This is a genomic window from Mesorhizobium sp. NZP2298 (genome assembly GCF_013170825.1).
In the GTDB taxonomy this organism is placed as follows: domain Bacteria; phylum Pseudomonadota; class Alphaproteobacteria; order Rhizobiales; family Rhizobiaceae; genus Mesorhizobium.
This window is the reverse complement of record NZ_CP033365.1, coordinates 663,906-682,299: the sequence shown is the minus strand read 5'-3', so window position 1 is coordinate 682,299 and position 18,394 is coordinate 663,906. Positions and strand designations below refer to the sequence as shown.

General features: G+C 64.8%; 16 protein-coding genes. 2 read left to right on the top strand and 14 right to left on the bottom strand.

Annotation, left to right across the window (positions count from 1 at the left end; genetic code table 11):
- Nucleotides 1-30: 30 nt before the first annotated feature.
- Genes EB231_RS03180 through EB231_RS03155 form a run of 6 tightly spaced genes read right to left on the bottom strand, consistent with a single transcriptional unit; the run spans nucleotide 31 to nucleotide 7,179 of the window.
- Nucleotides 31-492 (bottom strand): MarR family winged helix-turn-helix transcriptional regulator, encoded by a 462-nt coding sequence (locus EB231_RS03180; RefSeq protein WP_172347557.1) that lies wholly within the window; start codon nucleotides 490-492, stop codon nucleotides 31-33.
- Nucleotides 489-1,073 carry an amino acid synthesis family protein gene (locus EB231_RS03175; RefSeq protein ID WP_172347556.1) on the bottom strand — a complete coding sequence of 195 codons (585 nt, stop codon included), beginning with the start codon at nucleotides 1,071-1,073 and terminating at the stop codon, nucleotides 489-491. The genes EB231_RS03180 and EB231_RS03175 overlap by 4 nt, the downstream gene beginning before the upstream one ends.
- Nucleotides 1,066-1,950, bottom strand: coding sequence for a UPF0280 family protein (locus tag EB231_RS03170; RefSeq protein WP_172347555.1), 885 nt, complete (start codon nucleotides 1,948-1,950; stop codon nucleotides 1,066-1,068). The genes EB231_RS03175 and EB231_RS03170 overlap by 8 nt, the downstream gene beginning before the upstream one ends.
- Entirely contained in the window at nucleotides 1,950-3,491 is a 1,542-nt protein-coding gene (locus EB231_RS03165) for a 6-hydroxynicotinate reductase (protein ID WP_172347554.1), read from the bottom strand. The genes EB231_RS03170 and EB231_RS03165 overlap by 1 nt, the downstream gene beginning before the upstream one ends.
- Nucleotides 3,488-6,322: a molybdopterin-dependent oxidoreductase gene (locus EB231_RS03160; protein ID WP_172347553.1), complete on the bottom strand. Its 2,835-nt coding sequence runs from the start codon at nucleotides 6,320-6,322 to the stop codon at nucleotides 3,488-3,490. Before EB231_RS03160 ends, EB231_RS03165 begins: the two co-directional genes overlap by 4 nt.
- Complete coding sequence (locus EB231_RS03155) at nucleotides 6,319-7,179, bottom strand: FAD binding domain-containing protein (protein WP_172347552.1); 861 nt, start codon at nucleotides 7,177-7,179, stop codon at nucleotides 6,319-6,321. The genes EB231_RS03160 and EB231_RS03155 overlap by 4 nt, the downstream gene beginning before the upstream one ends.
- Nucleotides 7,180-7,453: 274 nt before the next feature.
- On the opposite strand from EB231_RS03155, the gene pncA reads away from it, so the two are divergent.
- Both pncA and EB231_RS03145 read left to right on the top strand, forming a co-directional pair.
- Nucleotides 7,454-8,068, top strand: coding sequence for a bifunctional nicotinamidase/pyrazinamidase (gene pncA, locus EB231_RS03150; RefSeq protein WP_172347551.1), 615 nt, complete (start codon nucleotides 7,454-7,456; stop codon nucleotides 8,066-8,068).
- Between the two features lie 49 nt (nucleotides 8,069-8,117).
- A complete protein-coding gene (locus tag EB231_RS03145; protein WP_172347550.1) occupies nucleotides 8,118-9,527 on the top strand; it encodes a sodium:proton antiporter in 1,410 nt (469 codons plus the stop codon).
- Here the strand turns inward: EB231_RS03145 and EB231_RS03140 are convergent, their stop codons facing one another.
- From EB231_RS03140 to gcvA, 8 genes are all read right to left on the bottom strand, one after another.
- Entirely contained in the window at nucleotides 9,528-10,262 is a 735-nt protein-coding gene (locus tag EB231_RS03140; RefSeq protein ID WP_172347549.1) for an ABC transporter ATP-binding protein, read from the bottom strand. It lies immediately after the preceding gene.
- Nucleotides 10,259-10,984: an ABC transporter ATP-binding protein gene (locus EB231_RS03135; protein WP_172347548.1), complete on the bottom strand. Its 726-nt coding sequence runs from the start codon at nucleotides 10,982-10,984 to the stop codon at nucleotides 10,259-10,261. Before EB231_RS03135 ends, EB231_RS03140 begins: the two co-directional genes overlap by 4 nt.
- Nucleotides 10,981-11,943, bottom strand: coding sequence for a branched-chain amino acid ABC transporter permease (locus EB231_RS03130; protein ID WP_172347547.1), 963 nt, complete (start codon nucleotides 11,941-11,943; stop codon nucleotides 10,981-10,983). Before EB231_RS03130 ends, EB231_RS03135 begins: the two co-directional genes overlap by 4 nt.
- Nucleotides 11,940-12,821 (bottom strand): branched-chain amino acid ABC transporter permease, encoded by an 882-nt coding sequence (locus EB231_RS03125; protein WP_172347546.1) that lies wholly within the window; start codon nucleotides 12,819-12,821, stop codon nucleotides 11,940-11,942. Before EB231_RS03125 ends, EB231_RS03130 begins: the two co-directional genes overlap by 4 nt.
- 164 nt (nucleotides 12,822-12,985) lie before the next feature.
- Nucleotides 12,986-14,287: an ABC transporter substrate-binding protein gene (locus EB231_RS03120; RefSeq protein WP_172347545.1), complete on the bottom strand. Its 1,302-nt coding sequence runs from the start codon at nucleotides 14,285-14,287 to the stop codon at nucleotides 12,986-12,988.
- A gap of 152 nt (nucleotides 14,288-14,439) precedes the next feature.
- Nucleotides 14,440-15,873, bottom strand: coding sequence for a hypothetical protein (locus tag EB231_RS03115; RefSeq protein ID WP_172352794.1), 1,434 nt, complete (start codon nucleotides 15,871-15,873; stop codon nucleotides 14,440-14,442).
- A gap of 60 nt (nucleotides 15,874-15,933) precedes the next feature.
- On the bottom strand, nucleotides 15,934-17,238 hold the full coding sequence (pncB, locus tag EB231_RS03110) for a nicotinate phosphoribosyltransferase (protein WP_172347544.1): 1,305 nt from the start codon (nucleotides 17,236-17,238) through the stop codon (nucleotides 15,934-15,936).
- A gap of 125 nt (nucleotides 17,239-17,363) precedes the next feature.
- Nucleotides 17,364-18,338 carry a transcriptional regulator GcvA gene (gene gcvA, locus EB231_RS03105; protein WP_172347543.1) on the bottom strand — a complete coding sequence of 325 codons (975 nt, stop codon included), beginning with the start codon at nucleotides 18,336-18,338 and terminating at the stop codon, nucleotides 17,364-17,366.
- Between the last annotated feature and the right edge of the window lie 56 nt (nucleotides 18,339-18,394).

Genomic DNA, 18,394 nt, shown 5'->3' with positions numbered 1-18,394 from the left:
GGGCGCTGATTGGCGTCCGGCAGGACCAGCCTACGCCAGCTTCGCCAGCAGCTTTGTGAACGTGGCGATCTCCTTGGCCGAGAGCGGCGCCAGTGTTTCCCTGGTGATCTCGCGGGCGAGCGGGATCAGCCGTTCGATCGCATCGCGACCCTCGGCGGTCAGATTGACCAGCAACCGCCTTTTGTCGACCTCATGCCTGGAGAGTTCCACCAGGCCGCGCGCCTTCAGGCGGTCGATCACGCCCTTCACGGTCGCCGCGTCCATCGCGATCAGCGTGCCGAGCTGGTTCTGCGAGGTCTCGCCGACATCGCGCAGCTTGGCCAGTGCCGCGAATTGTGGCGGCGTCAGGTCGCCTATATGCGCGGCGAAGATAGACACATGACGCTGGTGCGCCTTGCGCAGGATGAAGCCGACCTGTTCCTGGAGGAGGTAGTCATGTTCCCCAGGCTCTTCGGCCTCGACCAGCTTGAGCAGATTGTCCTCGCCGTTCACCGCAACCCGTCCCAGGCCTTGATGTCGTCGGCCGCAAGGCCACCCATGCGGTTATGGACGCGCGGGCCGCAGGTCATGGCGAGGCAGAACAGGATCTCGTCGGGACGCGGGCCGTCGCTGATGCCGACTTCCATGGCGTCGAAATGGCTGCGCACATAGGCGGCGTTGATGTGGCCGAGCGGTACGTCGAGCTTCGAGCCGAAGGCGCCGACTTTCTTCGCTGATGGCACGATCGCCTTGGCGTCGCCGAGCCGCTCGCGCATCGCGTAGCCGCCGGGCACATGCCAGAGCGCGCCGTGTTCCAGTTCGCCCGCCGTGCCGACGATGGCGCCCTTGCCGTAGCCGTCGATCTGCTTGATGTCGCCGCCGAGCGCCGCGATCAGCCGGTCGCAGAGCAGCAGGCCGAGTGGCTTCAGATCGTCCATGGCACTCTGCAGATCCTCGACATAGCGCCCGGCGAACGGGTTCTTGACCACGGCCATGGCCGCCGCTCGCCGGCGCGGTACGTCCGCGACCGGTCCGCCCTCGTGAAAAATCTCTTCGCTCAGCACCGCGACCTTGCGGATCGGAAACTCAGGCATGGGCAACTTCCTCCCTCGGATTTTTATTGGGCGCGGAAAGTGCAACCGAGCCACTGATGCGGGCCTCACCGCCAAGAAACAGCGCCGATGCGGCAATCAGCCCGCGCCGGCGAAAATCTTCGGCAACGGCAAGGCCATTGTCCAGCGCTTGCGCCACTTCGCCAAATGCCAGCGTGCCGACGGCTTGTGTCACCAGCCGCGCGCCGAGATCGCTGTCGGGCGACAGCTCCTGTGCCGGAATGCGCTTGATGGCGGGATTGCCGGGCAGATCGACCGCGTTGGCGATGAGCGTCGCCGCCGCATCGGCCTCGGCGCCGGTGCGCGCCAGCACGGTGACGGCGTCGGCAATGCCAAGCGAGAACGAGCGGCCGCGCCAGCCGCTGGTGGCAACGCCGCGAACGCCATCTTCCGCGCGGATCGTGATCCGGTCGGCCATGCCGTTGCCGGTGCCGGCGACCGCCAGACCGATCGACCGGCCCGTGCCGATGTAAAGAGCGCTGTCGCCGCCATTGTTGACATAGGCGCGATCGAGCCTGCGGCCGGCAAGCAACGCGGCGAGCATTTCGTCGGCTACCGATCCCGCAACGGCCGCCATCGGTGTTATGAAGCATTCCGCCAAGGGCATGACGGCGGCTTCCATGCGGCGCGCCGTCGCGCCGTCAAAGGCGCGCGGCCGCAGGAAAAATGCCGGGAGTCGCAATTCGGGAAGCTCCCTGACCAACTCGATCAGGATTGTCTGGAAGCGCGCGACAGCCTGGGCGTAGGCGGCACGGCATTCGTCCGCCTCGCCAAAGGCTTCGACGATCAGGTCGATCGGCCCGTGGTTGAGGTGCAGCCGCTTGCCGTCCTGCAGCCAGTGGACTTGCGGGCCGTCCATCATCCGGCTCCGTTCGAGGCGGCACGCCGCAATTGCGCGAGCGGCGGCCATGGATTGTCGGACGGCGCGCCGGTTCCGCGACGCGGGTTGAGGTACTCGCCGCCCTTGGCGACGATGTCCTCGACGCTGCGGATTTCGGCCTCGTAGCCGCCGAGCCTGATATAGTCGTCGCGGCGCAGCGTGAATTCGATCGGCGCCACCAGCGCTGGTGTCGGCACATAGCCGAAAGCGCCTTCCGGCACCCGCGTCACGTCGACCATCAGCGTGATGCCGCCGCCCGGCCAGACATAGACCGGCGCGCCGCCGACCGTCACATAGGTCTTCAGGCCTTGCACCGACCGGGTGAGATTGACCGGGTTTTCGGTGACGCCGGCACGCAGCGAACCGCCGGCGCCGCCGATGAACAGAACGGTGCACAGCGCCGGCTCGCAATTGTCCTCTATCAGATTGACGGACTTCCGCAGCCGTTCGGGAAACGGTTTTTCGACAGGTTTCAATTCGTCGTCGAGTTCGTAGTAGGCGAATTGTTCGCCTGTGGTCGAAACCATCAGCAACGACAGGCCTGGCCGCGCGCCCTTCTTGGCGTTCCAGTCGCCAAGGATCGACAGCGGGTCGGAAATCGAGGTGCCGCCCCAGCCGAGGCCAGGCTCGGAGACCTTGAAATAGCGGCCTGGCGTCGAGCGGCGGCCGATGATCTTGATCCCCGTATCTTGCCAGCCCAGCACCTTGCCGGCCTGATGCTCGGAAACGACGCCGGTGATGTGGTCGTCGACCACCACCACCTCGTCGACCAGCCCGCGCCATTGCGTGGCGAACATGCCGATCGTCGCCGAGCCGCAGCCGACGCGCATGCGGTGCTCCTGCTTGCCGTCGATGACGGGTGGTTTGCCGGCTTCGACGATGATGGTGGCGCCGCCATCGATGGTCAGTTCCACCGGCTTGCGGTTGCACAGATTGAGCAGCGCATCGCAGGTGGCGCGGCCTTCGGCCTTGGAGCCGCCGGTGAGGTGATGCACGCCGCCCAGCGACAGCATCTGCGAGCCATATTCGCCTGTCGTGACATGGCCGATCGCCTCGCCCTCGGCCCGAACAACAGCCGTTTCCGGTCCGATATGACGGTCGGTATCGATCTTCACCTTGACGCCGCAATACGAAAAGATGCCTTCGGTGACGACCGTGACGAGATCGACGCCCTCGACCTCCTGGCTGACGATGAACGGCGCCGGCTTGTAGTCGGGATAGGTGGTGCCGGCGCCTATTGCCGTGACGAAGCGGCGCCCGGCGTTGACCAGTTCGCCGTCCCAGGCCTCGCCGTCGGCGACGAAAGGTACGATCGCCGCGCCGGTCTCGGCCGCGTGGTCGAGGATGGCCAGCGGGTCCATGCGTACGATCCGGCCGCCGGTATTGCCGTAGCGGTCGCAGGCGCCGGTGCGGCCATCGGCGATGTAGCACATGACCGGACAGGCATCGCAGCGGATCTTCTCCGCCACCAGCTTCTCGCCGGGATCATGTGTTTCGAAGCGCTCGGCAAGCTCGCTCATGGGCGTGCTTCCTTTTCGCGGACGCCATCTTTTTCACGAATGCCAGCGCGCAGACGCGTCGGCGTCGCCGGAATCTTGGTGACCAGAACGCCGGTGGCATGGCGGATGGCGTTGAGGATCGCGGGTGCGGTCGGGATCAGCACATGCTCGCCCAGGCCCTTGGCGCCGAACGGGCCCTCCGGATCGGGAACCTCGATCAGGATGGTCTCGATCGGCGGCACGTCGCCTATGGTCGGGATGAGATAGTCGTGCAAATTCTCCGTGCGACCGGGGATATATTCTTCCATCAGCGCCATGCCGATGCCTTGCGCGATGCCGCCCTCGATCTGGCCTTCGACCAGCAGTGGGTTGATCGCCTTGCCGACATCGTGCGCGGCGGTGATTTTCAGCAGCTTCACCGTGCCGAGCTTGAGATCGACCTCGAGTTCGGCGATCTGCGCACCGAAGCCGTACACAGCGTAGGGCTTGCCCTGGCCCTTGGCATCGAGCAGGAGTGTCGGTGGGTCGTAGGTCTCCTCGGCGCGGAAGACGAAGCCATCGGCATCGACGTCGAGCGAGGCGAGATCGATGCGGCGTGTGGCCTCGCCCTCGCGGATTACGATTGCCACACCATCCAACTGGAGGGATGCCTTTTCCGAGACATTGGCAAAGCGCAGGATCTTCTCGCGCAACGCGCGGCCGGCCTTCTCGGCCGCCTTGCCGGTCACGAAAGTCTGGCGCGAGGCGGAAGTCTTGCCGGCATCGGGGCTGATCGCCGTGTCGGCGCTCTTCAGCCGGAATTTCTCCAGCGGCAGGCCGAGCGCGTCGGCGCAGATCTGGCTGATGACGGTGTTGGAGCCCTGGCCGATATCGACGGCGCCCTGGTGCAGGATGACCGTGCCGTCAGCTGCTATGCCGACCCGGATGGTCGATGGATTGGGCAGCGAGGTGTTACCGCAGCCATACCAGCAGGATGCCACGCCGACACCGCGCTTTTTGTCCGCGTGGGCATGGTTGAACGCGTCCGCGTCGGCTGTCGCGCGCGCCCAATGCGGCCGCAGCGCCTCAAGGCACTCGGCAATGCCGACGCCGGACTCCAGACGTTGGCCGGTAACCGTTTCGGAGCCGTTCCGAAGGCAGTTTTTCAGGCGAAAGTCGAGGCGGTCGATACCAAGCTTGCCGGCCAGCTCGTCATAGAGCGTCTCCTGCATGATCGTCGCCTGGGGCACGCCGAAGCCGCGGAAGGCGCCGGAAATCGGACCATGCGTATGGATGGCGCGGCCCTCGGCGCGATAGTTGGGCGTCGCATAGGGTCCGGAAGCATGCACCGGCACTCGGTTGGCAACGGTCGGGCCCCAGCTTGCATAGGCGCCGGTGTTGAAATCGCCGGCAAAGGTCATGCCGGTGACATGGCCTTCAGCGTCCACGCCGATGGTCGCCCTCATCTCAGCCGGATGGCGCTTGGTGGTCGATGTCATCGATTCGTTGCGGGTGTAGGCCAGCGCCGCCGGTCGGCCGGTTTTCAGCGCCACGAGGCCGATCAGCGGCTGCAGTGAAACGTCGAGTTTCGAGCCGAAACCGCCGCCGGTCGCGGTCGGCACGATGCGCACCTTGTCGACGGCAAGGCCAAGCACCTTCGCCGTCTCGTCGCGGTCCATGTAGGGCGCCTGCGTGCAGGCGACGACAACTAGCGTGTCGCCATCCAGATAGGCATAGCCGGCTTCCGGTTCGATGTAGGCGTGCTCGACATAGGATGTTTCGATGGCGCCGCTTACGGTGACGGCGGCATTGGCGAGCGCCGCCTCAGGATCGCCGCGCTCGACAAGGCCCTTGGTCAGAAGGTTGGCCGGGCGGTTGTCATGGACCCGTGCCGCGCCTTCGGCCTGCGCTTCGCAAGGTTGCAGGAAATGCGGCAATTCGGTCCAGCGGACCGGGAAATCCGACAGGTCGAGATCGAGGATCGCCTCGCGCTCGCCAGCGACCAGCGCCACCGCCTCGCCGCGCAGCCGCGCAAATCCTTCGGCCAGTGCCGGCTGATCGGCGAACGGGCCGATCGCACCGAAGCAGTTCTTTCCCGGAATGTCGGCCGCCGTGAAGACACCGGCGATGCCGGGGTGTCTCTTAGCCCAGTCATCGAGATCGTCGAAGGCAAAGCCGGCGTGATAATGCGGCGAGCGGACCACCAGCACGGCGAGCGCATCGGCCGGGAAGGAATCGCCGCCGAATTTCTCAGCCCCGGTCACCTTTGGCACGCCATCGAGCCTGACAGGGGACGCGCCGATGGCATGCCCGGACCGAGGCAGACGGAAATCCAGGCTCGCTGTCTGAAGGGACGCCTCCATCACCGCCGCGATGATCTTCCGGTAGCCGGTGCAACGACACAGAATCCCGCCCAGTGCATCCTGCACCTCGGTCTCGGTCGGCCTGGGTGTCGTGTCCAGGAGCGCTGTCGCCGCGACCAGCAGTGCCGGCGTGCAGATGCCGCATTGCGCAGCGCCATGGGCGAGAAACGAGGCCTGCAGTGCCGAGAGCCGGCCATTGGCAAGTCCCTCGACTGTTGTCACTGCCGCCCCTGCTACGGAAGCCGCCGGCATCAGGCAGGCGCAGACGGGAGCGCCGTCGACCAGCACCGTGCAGGCGCCGCAATCGCCGGCATCGCAGCCGACCTTGGTGCCGGTTAGCCGCAATTCGTCGCGCAGCACCTGGGACAGCCGGCGCAGCGGCGGCACATTGACCAGGACGGCGTCGCCATTGACCGCGAAGGCTATGTCGGCGCGTTCAGGGCCGAGGCCGGGCGTGCCTCCGCCCAGATCGGGCAGGGCTTCAGTCACTTCAGGCAGAAGCTGGTTCATGCCGCCACCATGTGGTCGTTCGTTGGACCGGCGGCCGTCAGCACGGCGCGGGCGACAATCTCGCGCACAGCATCGAGCCGGTATTCCGCGCTGCCGCGCACGTCGGCGATCGGCAACAGTTCCGTGATCGATGCGGACTGGACCGCATCAGCGAGCCGGTGATCCACAGGCAATCCGAGCAGCGCCGCCTCGACGCCGGCAAGGCGCCTGGCGACGGCCGAGCACGACCCGACGGCGATGGCCGCTTCGGTCACTGTGCCGTTCTCGACGATCAGACGCGCCGCCACCATGGCGATGGAAATGACGAGATAGCGCCGCGCGCCGAGCTTGACGAAAGCCGACGTGCCCGTTGCAGCGGGCTTCGGCACGCGGATGGCGCTGACCATCTCCCCCGCTCGCAAGGCCGTTTGGCGGTTGCCGAGAATGAAATCCGGCAGGGGCAGGTAGCGCGTCACTGTAGCTGAACGCAGTTCGACTTCGGCATCAAGCACGAGCAGGCCCGGCACGCCATCGGCGGCCGGCGAGGCGTTGCAGAGATTGCCCGCGACCGAGGCGACGTTCTGGATTTGCGGCGAGCCGACCTCGCGCGCGGCCTGTTTCAGCGCATCGAAGGCGGGCGGCAAGGGATGGCGGATGATGTCGGTCCATGTCGTGCGTGCACCGATGACAAAGTGGTCATCCGTCTCGGCGATGCCGCTCAGCGCAGTGAGGCCATTGATGTCGAGGACATTGTCGCGGAACGGCTTCGTGCCTTGTGCCGGATAGAAATCCGTACCGCCGGCGAGGATGCGCCAGGCGCCCTCGCCAAGCAGCGCGAGCGCCTCATCGACCGTGGTGGGTTTCGCGTAACGGATCACGCTTTGCCTTCCCAGAGAGTGGGCCTTCCCCGAATTTGGCCCTCCCAAGGATTTTCCCCTGGGATCATGTTGCCGGTTTCGAACCGGAAATTCATTCGTATGCAAATGATATCAAGCCGGTGGAAATTGTCAAAGCCAGAGTTTGAGGTGTCGCACCTGACGGGCCGCATGCAACGAGATTGTTACGCCTTCGGAGGTTGACGTGCGCGGCCATCTGGTCAAGTTTCTGCCTCCGGTCGCAACAGCGGCATCGAGACAGAGGGAAGGAAGCCGCATGGCCGACGAAGCGCTTGTTGTCATCGACCTGCAGAACGACTTTTGCCCGGGCGGCGCGTTGGCCGTGACCGGGGGTGACGAGATCGTGCCGCTGGTCAACGATATGATCCGGCGGACCGACCATGTCGTGTTGACGCAGGACTGGCACCCCGCCGGCCATTCGAGCTTTGCCTCCAGCCATCCGGGCGCGCAGCCTTTCACCATGATCGAGATGCCCTATGGCCAGCAGACGCTGTGGCCGGACCATTGCATCCAGGGCAGCCTCGGCTCGGATTTCCATTCCGGCCTTGCCTGGACCAAGGCCGAGCTCGTCATCCGCAAGGGGTTTCGCCCAGCGATCGACAGCTATTCGGCGTTCTTCGAGAACGACCACACGACGCCGACGGGTCTCGCCGGCTATCTCAGGGAGCGCGGCATCGACAGTCTGACCCTGGTCGGCCTGGCGACCGATTTCTGCGTCGGCTTTTCAGCGCTGGACGCTGTCAGCCAGGGGTTCAACACCACCGTCCGGCTCGACGCCTGCCGCGGCATCGACCTCAACGGCTCGCTCAATGCCATGCTGCGTCGCATGCGCGATGCCGGCGTGACGCTTGAAGACCATTTGTCGGACTGAACGGACGGTGGGGCATCAGGGGGACCTTTCGCGGATCACCGCAGGCGCAATGACGGGTGCCGCCATCGCCGTCGCGATGCTGTTCCCGGAAGCGGCTTTAGCGGCCGAGGAACACGCGTTGCCCGGCGCCTCGATGTCGCTGTGGTGGGCACTTCCCTTTGCCGGCCTGCTGCTGTCGATTGCCACCGGCCCGCTGCTGTTCCACCATGTTTGGGAGCACCACTACGGCAAGATCGCGGCGCTTTGGGCCGCATTTGTGGTGGTGCCTTTGGCTCTTGCCTTCGGTCTGCCTTCGGCGACCGAGGCGGTGCTGCATGCGCTGCTTACCGAATACATGTCCTTCATCATCCTGCTGTTTGCGCTGTTCACCATTTCGGGCGGCATTCTGGTCGCCGGCAACATCCACGGCACGCCGCTGGTCAATGCCGGGCTGCTGCTGGTCGGCGCGCTGCTCGCCTCGGTCATAGGCACGACGGGCGCCTCGATGATCCTGATCCGGCCGATCATCCGCGCCAACGACAACAGGCCGTTCAATGCCCATGTCGTCGTCTTCTTCATCTTCCTGGTGTCCAATATCGGCGGCTCGCTGACGCCGCTCGGCGATCCGCCGCTGTTCGTTGGCTTCCTGCGTGGCATCGACTTCTTCTGGACGACCACGAACCTCTATCGGGAAACGCTGTTCGTCGGCGGCCTGGTGCTGGCGGCGTTCCTGGCGATCGACATCATCCTGCACCGGCGCGAGGCAGGCGCGCCGAAGATCAAGGACCCGACACCGGATTCGAAGATACGCATTCGAGGCCTGCCAAACATTCCGCTGCTGGCCGGGGTCATCGGCGCCATCCTGCTGTCGGCGACATGGAAGCCTGAGATCAGCGTCTCCATTCAAGGCGTGACGCTGGAACTGCAGAACCTGGTGCGCGACGGCGTCATCCTGGCGCTCGCCTTCGTCTCGCTGGCGGTTTCGCGCAAGGAATACCGCGAGGCGAACGGCTTCAACTGGGGACCGATCGCGGAAGTGGCAAAACTGTTTGCCGGCATCTTCATCTGCATCGTGCCGGTCATTGCCATTTTGAGAGCCGGCCATGAGGGCGCGCTGGCGCCGCTGGTCGCGCTCGTCACCTCGGCGCAAGGCACGCCCAACGACCTCGCCTATTTCTGGCTGACCGGAGCGCTGTCGTCCTTCCTCGACAATGCGCCGACCTACCTGGTGTTCTTCGAGCTTGCCGGCGGCGATCCACGCCATCTGATGACCGAATTCGCCTCGACGCTTGCGGCGATCTCGGCGGGTGCGGTGTTCATGGGCGCCAACACCTATATCGGCAATGCGCCCAACTTCATGGTCTATGCCATCGCCAGGCAGCGCGGCGTCGGGATGCCGGGCTTCTTCGGCTACATGCTGTGGTCCGGGCTGGTGCTGATCCCGACTTTCTTGATCGCGGGCTTTGTGTTTTTCGGCTGATCAACCAACGCCGACATAGCGCCTGACCGCCGATGGATCGGCACGCAGTTCCTCGACATCGACCGTCTCGCGGTTGCGGCCATTCTCGATGAACGAGACGCGGTCGGCGACCGACAGCACCGCGTCGACCCGCTGCTCGACCAGGATGGTCGAGACACCCATGTCGCGCAGCGTCGAAACCGTCTCGCGGATCTTGGCGATCATCGACGGCATCAGACCTTCGGTCGGCTCGTCGAGCAAGAGCACCTGCGGCTCGAGGCAGAGCGCGCGCGCCATCGCCAGCATCTGCTGCTCACCGCCCGACAAGGTGCCCGACCGTTGCCGCAACCGCTGGCGCAGCAGCGGGAAGAGGTCGAGCACGTTTTCGCGCACGGCTTTGCCCTTGCTGCGTGCCATCAGGCCGATCTCGATGTTTTCCGCCACCGTCATCTCGGCGAACAGCCGCCGGCCCTGCGGCACATAGGCGACGCCGGCCTTCGGCACCTCATGCGCCGGCAGGCCGGTCAATTCCCGGCCGTCGAGCCTGATCGAGCCGGCGCTTGACGGAACCAGTCCCATGATCGCCTTCAGCGTCGTCGTCTTGCCGGCGCCGTTGCGGCCGAACAGGCACAGCACCTCGCCCTTGTTCAGCACGAGGTCGAGACCGTAGAGCACCTGGACCTCCCCATAGAAGCAGTCCAGTCCCGAGATCACCAGCGCTTCAGACTTTGTCTCCGCCTTGTTCGTTTCGGTCATGGGGCGGTCCCCAGATAGGCCTCCTGCACCGCTGCGTTCTCGCGGATCGCTTCCGGCGTGCCTTCGGCCAGGATCTTGCCGGCGTTGAAGACGGTGATGCGGCCGGCCAGATGCATGACCACAGGCATGTTATGTTCGATCAGCAGCACGGTGGCGTTTTTGGCGATCTCGCGCACCAGGGTGATGAAATTGTCGATCTCGCCGTCGGCCAGCCCTTGCGTCGGCTCGTCGAGGATCAGCAGGCGCGGCTTCAGTGCAAGGCCCATCGCCACTTCCAGCAGGCGCTGATGGCCATAGGATAATTGTCCGGCCGGCATGGCGGCTTGGTCGGCAAGGCCGGTGCGTTCGAGCGCCGCCATGACGGCGGCCTGTATCGCGCTCTTGGAAGGGCCATGCCGCAGTGTCAGTTGCGCGGGCAGCGCGACGTTGGCGTAAACGGACAGGTTGGCATAGACGCTGGTGATCTGGAACGTGTAGGCGATGCCTTGGCGGACCCGGACGTAGGCCGGCTGGCTGGTGATGTCGACGCCGTCGAAGACGATCATGCCGGAAGAGGGCTGGATACGGCCGCTGACCAGGCTGACGAAGGTGGTCTTGCCGGCGCCGTTGGGGCCGATGACGGCGCGGATCTCGCCCGGCATCAAGGTGAAATCGACATTGTCGACGGCGCGCAGGCCGCCGAAATTGCGCGACAGGCCCTTGGTGATCAAAAGTGGTGTCATGGCAGCCACCCGAGCCAGCGCTGACGGATGCTGCCGAGAATGCCCTTGGGGAAAAACAGCACCAGCAGGATCAGTGCGATGCCGACGATCAGCAGATAGGCGGAGGTGTAGCCGCTGGTGATGTCGATGACATAGTACATGAAGACCGTGCCGATCAGCGGCCCGAGCGTGGTGGCGCCGCCGCCGAGCAGCACCCACAGCAACGGCAGGATCGAGTATTGCACCGAGGCGAAGCTCGATCCGACATAGCCGAACAGCAGCGCGTAGGCAGCGCCCGAGGCGGCGCAGATAGTGCCGGAGACGACGACTGCCGCGAGCTTGTTGGAGAAGGTGTCGTAGCCGAGCATCTTCGTGCGTTCCTCGTTCTCGCGGATGGCGACCAACACCCGGCCATAGCGGGAGCGGACGATGGCCAGCGTGATCAGCAGCACGAGCGAGAACAGCGCCAGCGCCGTCATATAGCGCACGGTCGGGTTGGTGAGGTCAAGCGCGGTCGCGCCGAAAGTGAGGACACGCGCCGGCTGCGGCACGACCATGCCCTGGTCGCCACCGGTCCACGCCGCGAAGTAGAGGATGAGGAGGTAAAAGACCTGCGCGAACATCATGGTGACGATCATGAAGGCGACGCCCGTGGTGCGCAGTGCAAGAAGGCCGATCATCAGCGCCAGCACCGCGCCGCAGGCAATCCCGCTGAGGAAGGCCAGTGGCACGTCCCAGCCGAGCTGGATGACGGCAAGGCCGGCGCCGTAAAGCCCGGCGCCGAAGAACATGGCATGGCCGAGGCTGAGCAGGCCGACATAGCCGAACAGCATGTTGTAGCCCATGGCGAACACCGCCAGCACCATGATGCGGGCGAGAAGGCCGTGATAGTACTCAGGCAGCACGAAGCTCAGCACGAAGAGCAGGATGATGACGCCGAGATGCAGCGCATAGGCCTTTGCCGGCGAAGCTTCGCTCATCGCGATGCCGTTCCGAACAGGCCTTGCGGCCGGAACACCAGCACCATGGCGACCAGCAGCGTGGCGATGATCTTGGCCAGGGTCGGCGAGAAGAACATCGAGATGATGCCATCGGACAGGCCGATCAGCACGGCGGCGACGACGGTGCCGCGCAGCGAGCCGAGGCCGCCGATGATGACGACGATGAAGGAAAGCAGCAGCGGGTCCTGTCCCATCAGATAATGCGCCTGGCTGATCGGCACGATCAGCACCGCGGCGATCGCCGCCAGCATGGCGCCGAGCGCGAAGACGCCACCGTAGACACGGTCGACCGGGATGCCGAACGCTTGCGCCGTCTCGCTGTCATACTGCGTGGCGCGCATGATGAGGCCGATTTTGGTGCGTGTCAGCACCAGCCATGTGGCGATCAAGAGAAGAGCGGAAGCTGCGATGATGGACAGTTTGTAGCCGGAGTAGCCGAACCACGGCAAAAGGATGCGGTAGCTGAACGGCGGCTCCACCGGCCGCGCCTCCGGACCATAGAAGGTCAGCGCCAGCTGCTGGATGATGTAGAGCATGCCGATGGTGGCGACGATGGTGGCTTCCGGATTGTAGTTGAGCCGGCGCAGCACCAGCTGTTCGGCGATCAGGGCAATGGTGCCGACGATCAGCGGCGCAATCACCAGTGCCGCCAGGAAGCCGAGCGCCGGGTGGCCGCCGATCGCCGTGGAGATCGCCCAGGCGAGCACCGCGCCCAGCATGAAGAACTCGCCATGCGCGACATTGACCACCCGCATCACGCCGAACACCAGCGACAGCCCAAGCGCCGTCAGCGCCAGCACGGCGGAGGTGACGAGGCCTTCGAGGGCGGCAAGGAGGAGATGGGGTCCGAAGTGCATTCAGGGCGCCCTTAACCCTCCCCCTTGTGGGGAGGGTGACCGCCAAGCGGTCGGGTGGGGGGGTGGGGCTTGGGCCGTCGCGACCCCAACCCCGTCTCATAGGCTTCGCAAGAACGCGAACCCTATTCGCCGACCCTCCCCACAAGGGGGGAGGGTAAGGCGCCTCAAAGCGCCTGCGTCGTATAATCCCCTTCGGCCTCGTAGAGCCCGTCCTCGATCTTGGTCTTGTGCACGACCTTCAGCTTGCCGCCTTCGACCTTGGAGATGTTCTGGATCCCAAAACACTGGTGGATCTTGCCATTGAAGGTCTTCGGCCCCTGCGGATGCTCCGGGCCTTCGGCGAAGGCGGTCAGCGCCTCGGTTGCCTCGACCAGCTTGGCGCGGTCTTCCGGCCCTTTGTAGCCGGCATCCTCCATCGCCTTCTTGACGACGTAGAGCGTTTCCCAGCAGCCGAACATGTGCGCGGCGGTGGAGACATCCTTGGGGTCGCCGACGGCGGCGCCATTGTCGTCGATGCCGACGGCGGCGCGATAGGCTTTCTGCGCCTCTGTATCATCGGCCTGGGCATAGCGCGGCGAGCCTTCCCAGAAATGGCTGCCGTCGAGGAATTCCAGCCCCGGGCTGTTGATGTCTACGGCTTCGAGCGAATCGATGAAGCCGAACAGCTGCGGCCGGTTGGAGCCGTAGAACTCGCCGAGTTCCTTGACGAAGGTGAGCACCGCCGGACCGACCATCACGTGGTAGATCACCTCGGTCTCGGCCGGGATCTGCGGGAAATACTTGGTGAAGGACGATTCCGTCGGCGGGATGGCGATCTGCGCAATGACATCGGCGCCCTGCGCCTTCAGCGCCGGCGGCAGATAGTCGCGATGATCGTAGCCGAAAGCGAAATCGGGGAAGATCTGCGTCACCTTCTTGCCGGCATTGGCCGCGATCCACGGCGCCATCGACTGGATCTGGCTCTTCACATCGGTGATGCCGGGCTGGAAGACGTAGCGGTTGAGCTTGGTCGAAGCGACGTGGTGGCCTTCGCTGACGACGAAATAGGGCATCTTGTTTTCGCCGGCGGCGGGCGCCGAGCCGATGACGACATGCGAAAACAGCGTGCCGAAGACGATGTCGGTCTTGTGCTGCGTGGCGAACTTGCCGACTACCTCGGCGCCACGGCCGGGATCGGTGCCGTCATCCTCGATGATGACCTCGACCTGACGGCCATTGATGCCTCCGGCGGCGTTGATCGCCTTCACCGCGGCGGCGGTGGTCTTCTCATACCAGCGGCCATAGGCGGCACCGATGCCGGTCCGGTGCGACTGGAAGCCGATCTTGATTGGCGCCGAACTCTGCGCCTGGGAATAGCGGACGAAGCCGGGCGCCATGGCGAGGCCCGCGCCCGCTGCCAGGCCCTTCAGCGCCGTGCGGCGGGTGAGACCGGTTTTCGGGAGGTTGAAGGTCTTGCTCTTGTCCATATGCCGTTCCCCTTGTTCAGCGTTAGGAGCGCAAAGTCCGCTCATGTCCGGAAGTCGAAAAATTGCATGTGTACAAACTAAATCACCAAAGTCCGGACACGGCAATGCTGGTTCCCTAAGGGAATCCCGGTTTATTTTCCAGCGCAAATGCCTCAGCCGACCGTCGGGGTGGCGAGCAGCCAGAGACCGAAGACCGTGTAGGCGATCATCAGCAGGGTGAGCGGAAACTGGCTGAGCGCGGCGCGGGCGGGCTGCGGATGCAGGCGCCAGGCGAAGCCGTGGGCGACGAGGACGGCGAGCACATGGCCAAGGATGATGGCACCGGCCTGGATGTTCCACAGCCACCAGGCGGACGCCGCGCCGGCGACGATGCCGGCCTCGACCTGCATGTCGGCGGTGCCGAACAGGTTCCAGCCCAGCGCGAACGGGTCGGACAGGGCGGCTAGCGCATACTGGCCGTCGACCAGCAGCGCCGTCATATAGTGCGCGACATGATAGGCGAGCGCGATCGGCACGATCGACCAGACCAGCAGCCCGGCTGCCTGGGCGAGCGGCGGTCCGCTGCCGGCAAGACGTTGGCCGAGCACAACGGCCAAAAGGAACACCGCCGCCAGCAGGACGAATGTCAGAACGAGCCCGAGACTGCCGCTGCCGATCACCGCCGTGCGGCCTGGGAATTCGAGCGGATTGATGCCGAAGAGGCCAAGCCAGAAGAAGGTCTTCGACAGGCCGTCGAAGGAGACCGAGGACAAGGTCAGCAGCAGGAAGGCGATGCCGCTGGGCGGTAACGGATCCGCCGCCAGCAGCTTGGCGCCTGGCCAGCACAGCGCAAGCCGGCCTCTCTCGTCGCGCTCGACAGGCGCGAAACGCGCCACCATGGAGAAGAAGATGGTCAGGAACTCACCGCTGCGGCTCCAGCCGCGATAGCCGAACATCAGCATGGCAAGGAAGGTGAGCAGCCAGTAGAAGCCGGCGGCAAGGGCAAGCCGTGCCGGGTCGTCAGGCGCCGGATCGATGAGCTCGAACCAGGCAAAGGCGAAGAACAGTATGACGGCCGGCCAGCAGCCGATCCATCGGGGAAGGCGCCACAGCCCCTCATCGCTTGCGCCGCGCAGGCGTGAGGCGAGGCGCCACGGTCCATACCAAGGGTTGAGCCATGACCAGATGTCGCCGAGAGCGCCTTGCAGCAGCGTGAGGCCGGCCCACAACAGCGTCCAGATCACAAGCGGCAGTGGATTGGAGAGCGGGTCGCGGCTGCCGAAAAGGCCGGCGGCGATGAGAGTTGCAAAGCCGGCAAAGGATATCAGGCTGAGGGAAGTGCGGGCGGTATCGCCGAAGGTGAAAAGCGGCAGCCGCTGGCGCCAGAAACGATCGATGGAAGCCGCCGGCAGCAGCGCCAGCACGAGAAAGCTGACGGCCACGGCGAATGCGCCGCCGACAAGGTAGTAGCCGGTCGGGAGAAGCAGGACGTGGCCTCGGTCGGAGGCATGGGCGAAGGCGGGAGTGGGGAGGGCTAGAAGAGCGATGGCGCAGGCCAATCCGTGATGACGGCACTCTACGGCGCCCCCCTCTGTCCTGTCGGACAACTCCCCCACGACAGAGGGGGGCGTGAAGGAGCTCGAACTATCCATGAGTCCGATCTCGACTCACACCTTGACCAGTTGCTCCACGCGGTCCTTCTCGCCGAAAATCCGCAAATACCGCTGGATCTCCTTCTCGTCGCCGGTCGCCTTGGCTGGATTGTCGGAAAGCTTCACCGCCGGCCGGCCATTGGCCTCGGTGACCTTGCAGACCAGCGATATGGCGTCCAGGCTGTTGGTCTCCGTCGGCGCGCAGCCCTCGAAATCATTGGTGAGGTTGGTGCCCCAGCCGAAGGACATGCGCACCTTGCCCTCGAAGTGGCGGTAGGTTTCCTCGATCGTTTCCACCTCCAGGCCGTCGGAGAAGATCAGCAGTTTCTGCTTGGGATCCTTGCCCTTCTCGCGCCACCAGGACAGGATTTTTTCGCCGCCCTCGATTGGCGGGGCGCTGTCGGGGCGAAAACCGGTCCAGTCGGCCACCCAGTCCGGCGCGTCGCGCAGGAAGGAGGCGGTGCCGAAAGCGTCGGGCAGCACGATCAGCAGATTGCCGCCATAGTAGCGCTGCCAGTCCTGCAGCACCTTGTAGGGGGCCTGTTTCAGCTCCTTCTCCGAATTGGCAAGTGCCGCGAACACCATCGGCAATTCGTGTGCGTTGGTGCCGAGCGCTTCGAGGTCGTTGTCCATCGCAAGCAGCACGTTGGAGGTGCCGGTGAAGGCCTCGCCGATACCTTCCTTGAGCGCCTCGACACACCAGCGCTGCCAAAGGAAGGAATGCCGCCGGCGCGTGCCGAAGTCGGAAATGCGGATGCCGGGCAGTGCCTTCAGTCGTTCGGTCTTGGCCCACATCTTGGCCTTGGCGCGGGCATAGAGCACATCGAGCGCGAAGGGCCCGAAGGCCCGCATCGCCGCGCGGGATCGCAGCTCGTTGATGATGGCGAGCCCCGGGATTTCCCACAGCGTGGTATACATCCACGGCCCGCTGAAGGAGAGCTCATACTGCCCGTCGCGCCTGGACAGTTCGTAGTCGGGCAGCCGGAAACCTTCCAGCCAGGCCAGGAATTCCGGCTCGAATATCTGCTTGCGGCCATAGAAATTGTTGCCGCCGAGCCAGATCATCTCCTTCTTGGAGAAGCGCAAGGTGCGGGCATGGTCGAGTTGTTCGCGCAGCTCGCCTTCATCGATATCGTCGGCCAGCCGCACCGAAGTGGTGCGGTTGATCAGCGAGAAGGTGGCCTCGACCTTGGGGTACATGCCCCAGATCATCTGCAGCATCAGAAGCTTGTAGAAATCCGTGTCGAGCAGACTGCGCACGATCGGATCGAGCTTCCAGGTGTGGTTGTAGACGCGCCGCGCAATATCGGTCTTAGCCATGTTTCAACGCCGCCTTCGCTGCCTGCAATCCACAACCGCGAGAGGCCTCATAGCATCGAATTGACCAAAACGCTGCCCGCTTTCAGGCTGGCCCGACAAAAAGAACTGCCTGCGTCTGGCCATGCTCAGCCGGCGGTCTTTGCGCCGATGACCTTAAGCTGCGGACGCTTGCGGCGGCTGATGATGCGGCCCGCGACCGGAGCGTCGGCACGGCCGTCATCCCCGGCCTTCTCGGCGAACAGCCAGTCGATGAACACCTGCACGATCGGCGCCGTGCGCATTTCGTTGCGGCAGACGATGTAGAATTCATCGACCGCTGGCACCGACAGGCTGAACGGCGCGATCAGCATGCCCCTGGCCAGCAGCGCGCTTGCCGTCACGGAATCGCCCAGCGCCACGCCATGGCCGTGCACCGCGGCCTCGGTCGCCATGCGGGCATCGCCAAGATGATGGCGGCGGCCGCGCTCGAGGTCCAGCGCATCGGCGGCCGCCAGCCAGGTATGCCATTCGCGGCCGTCGTCGCCATGCAGGAACACATGGTCGGCGAGATCCCTGACGCTGCGGATCGGGCGGTTGTTGATCAAGGTCGGGCTCACCACGGGAAACAGTTCCAGCCCCGACCATTTGCGCATCCAGCAATCGGCCCAGCTGCCGTTGCCATAGTGGACGCAGACATCGATATGCGGCGCCCTTATATCCCTGGGGTCGTTGGAGGGAATGAGCGTCAGCTGGATGTCGGGATATTGCGCGGTGAAGCTGCCGAGCCTCGGTGTCATCCACAAAAGCAGCAATGCCGGCACGCAGGACACCGAAAGCGCGCCGCTGCTGGCTGGGCGCGTCAGCCGCTGCGTGGCGGCGGCGATGCCGTCGAACGCGGTCGATACAGCCGGCAAAAGTTCGGCGCCATGCGGCGTCAACTTGACCCGCTGGCCGACACGCTCGAACAGCTTGACCCCGAGCGACTGCTCCAGCGCCTTGATCTGGTGGCTGATGGCGCCATGCGTGACGTTCAGCTCACTTGCCGCCTTGGTGAGCGAGCCATGGCGCGCCGTCGCCTCGAAGGCACGCAGTGGGTTCAAGGGCGGCAGGCGTTTGGCCATCAGGGACTCGACAGTTTGTGAGATTTTCTCACAGAAAACACCCTAACAATATCAAT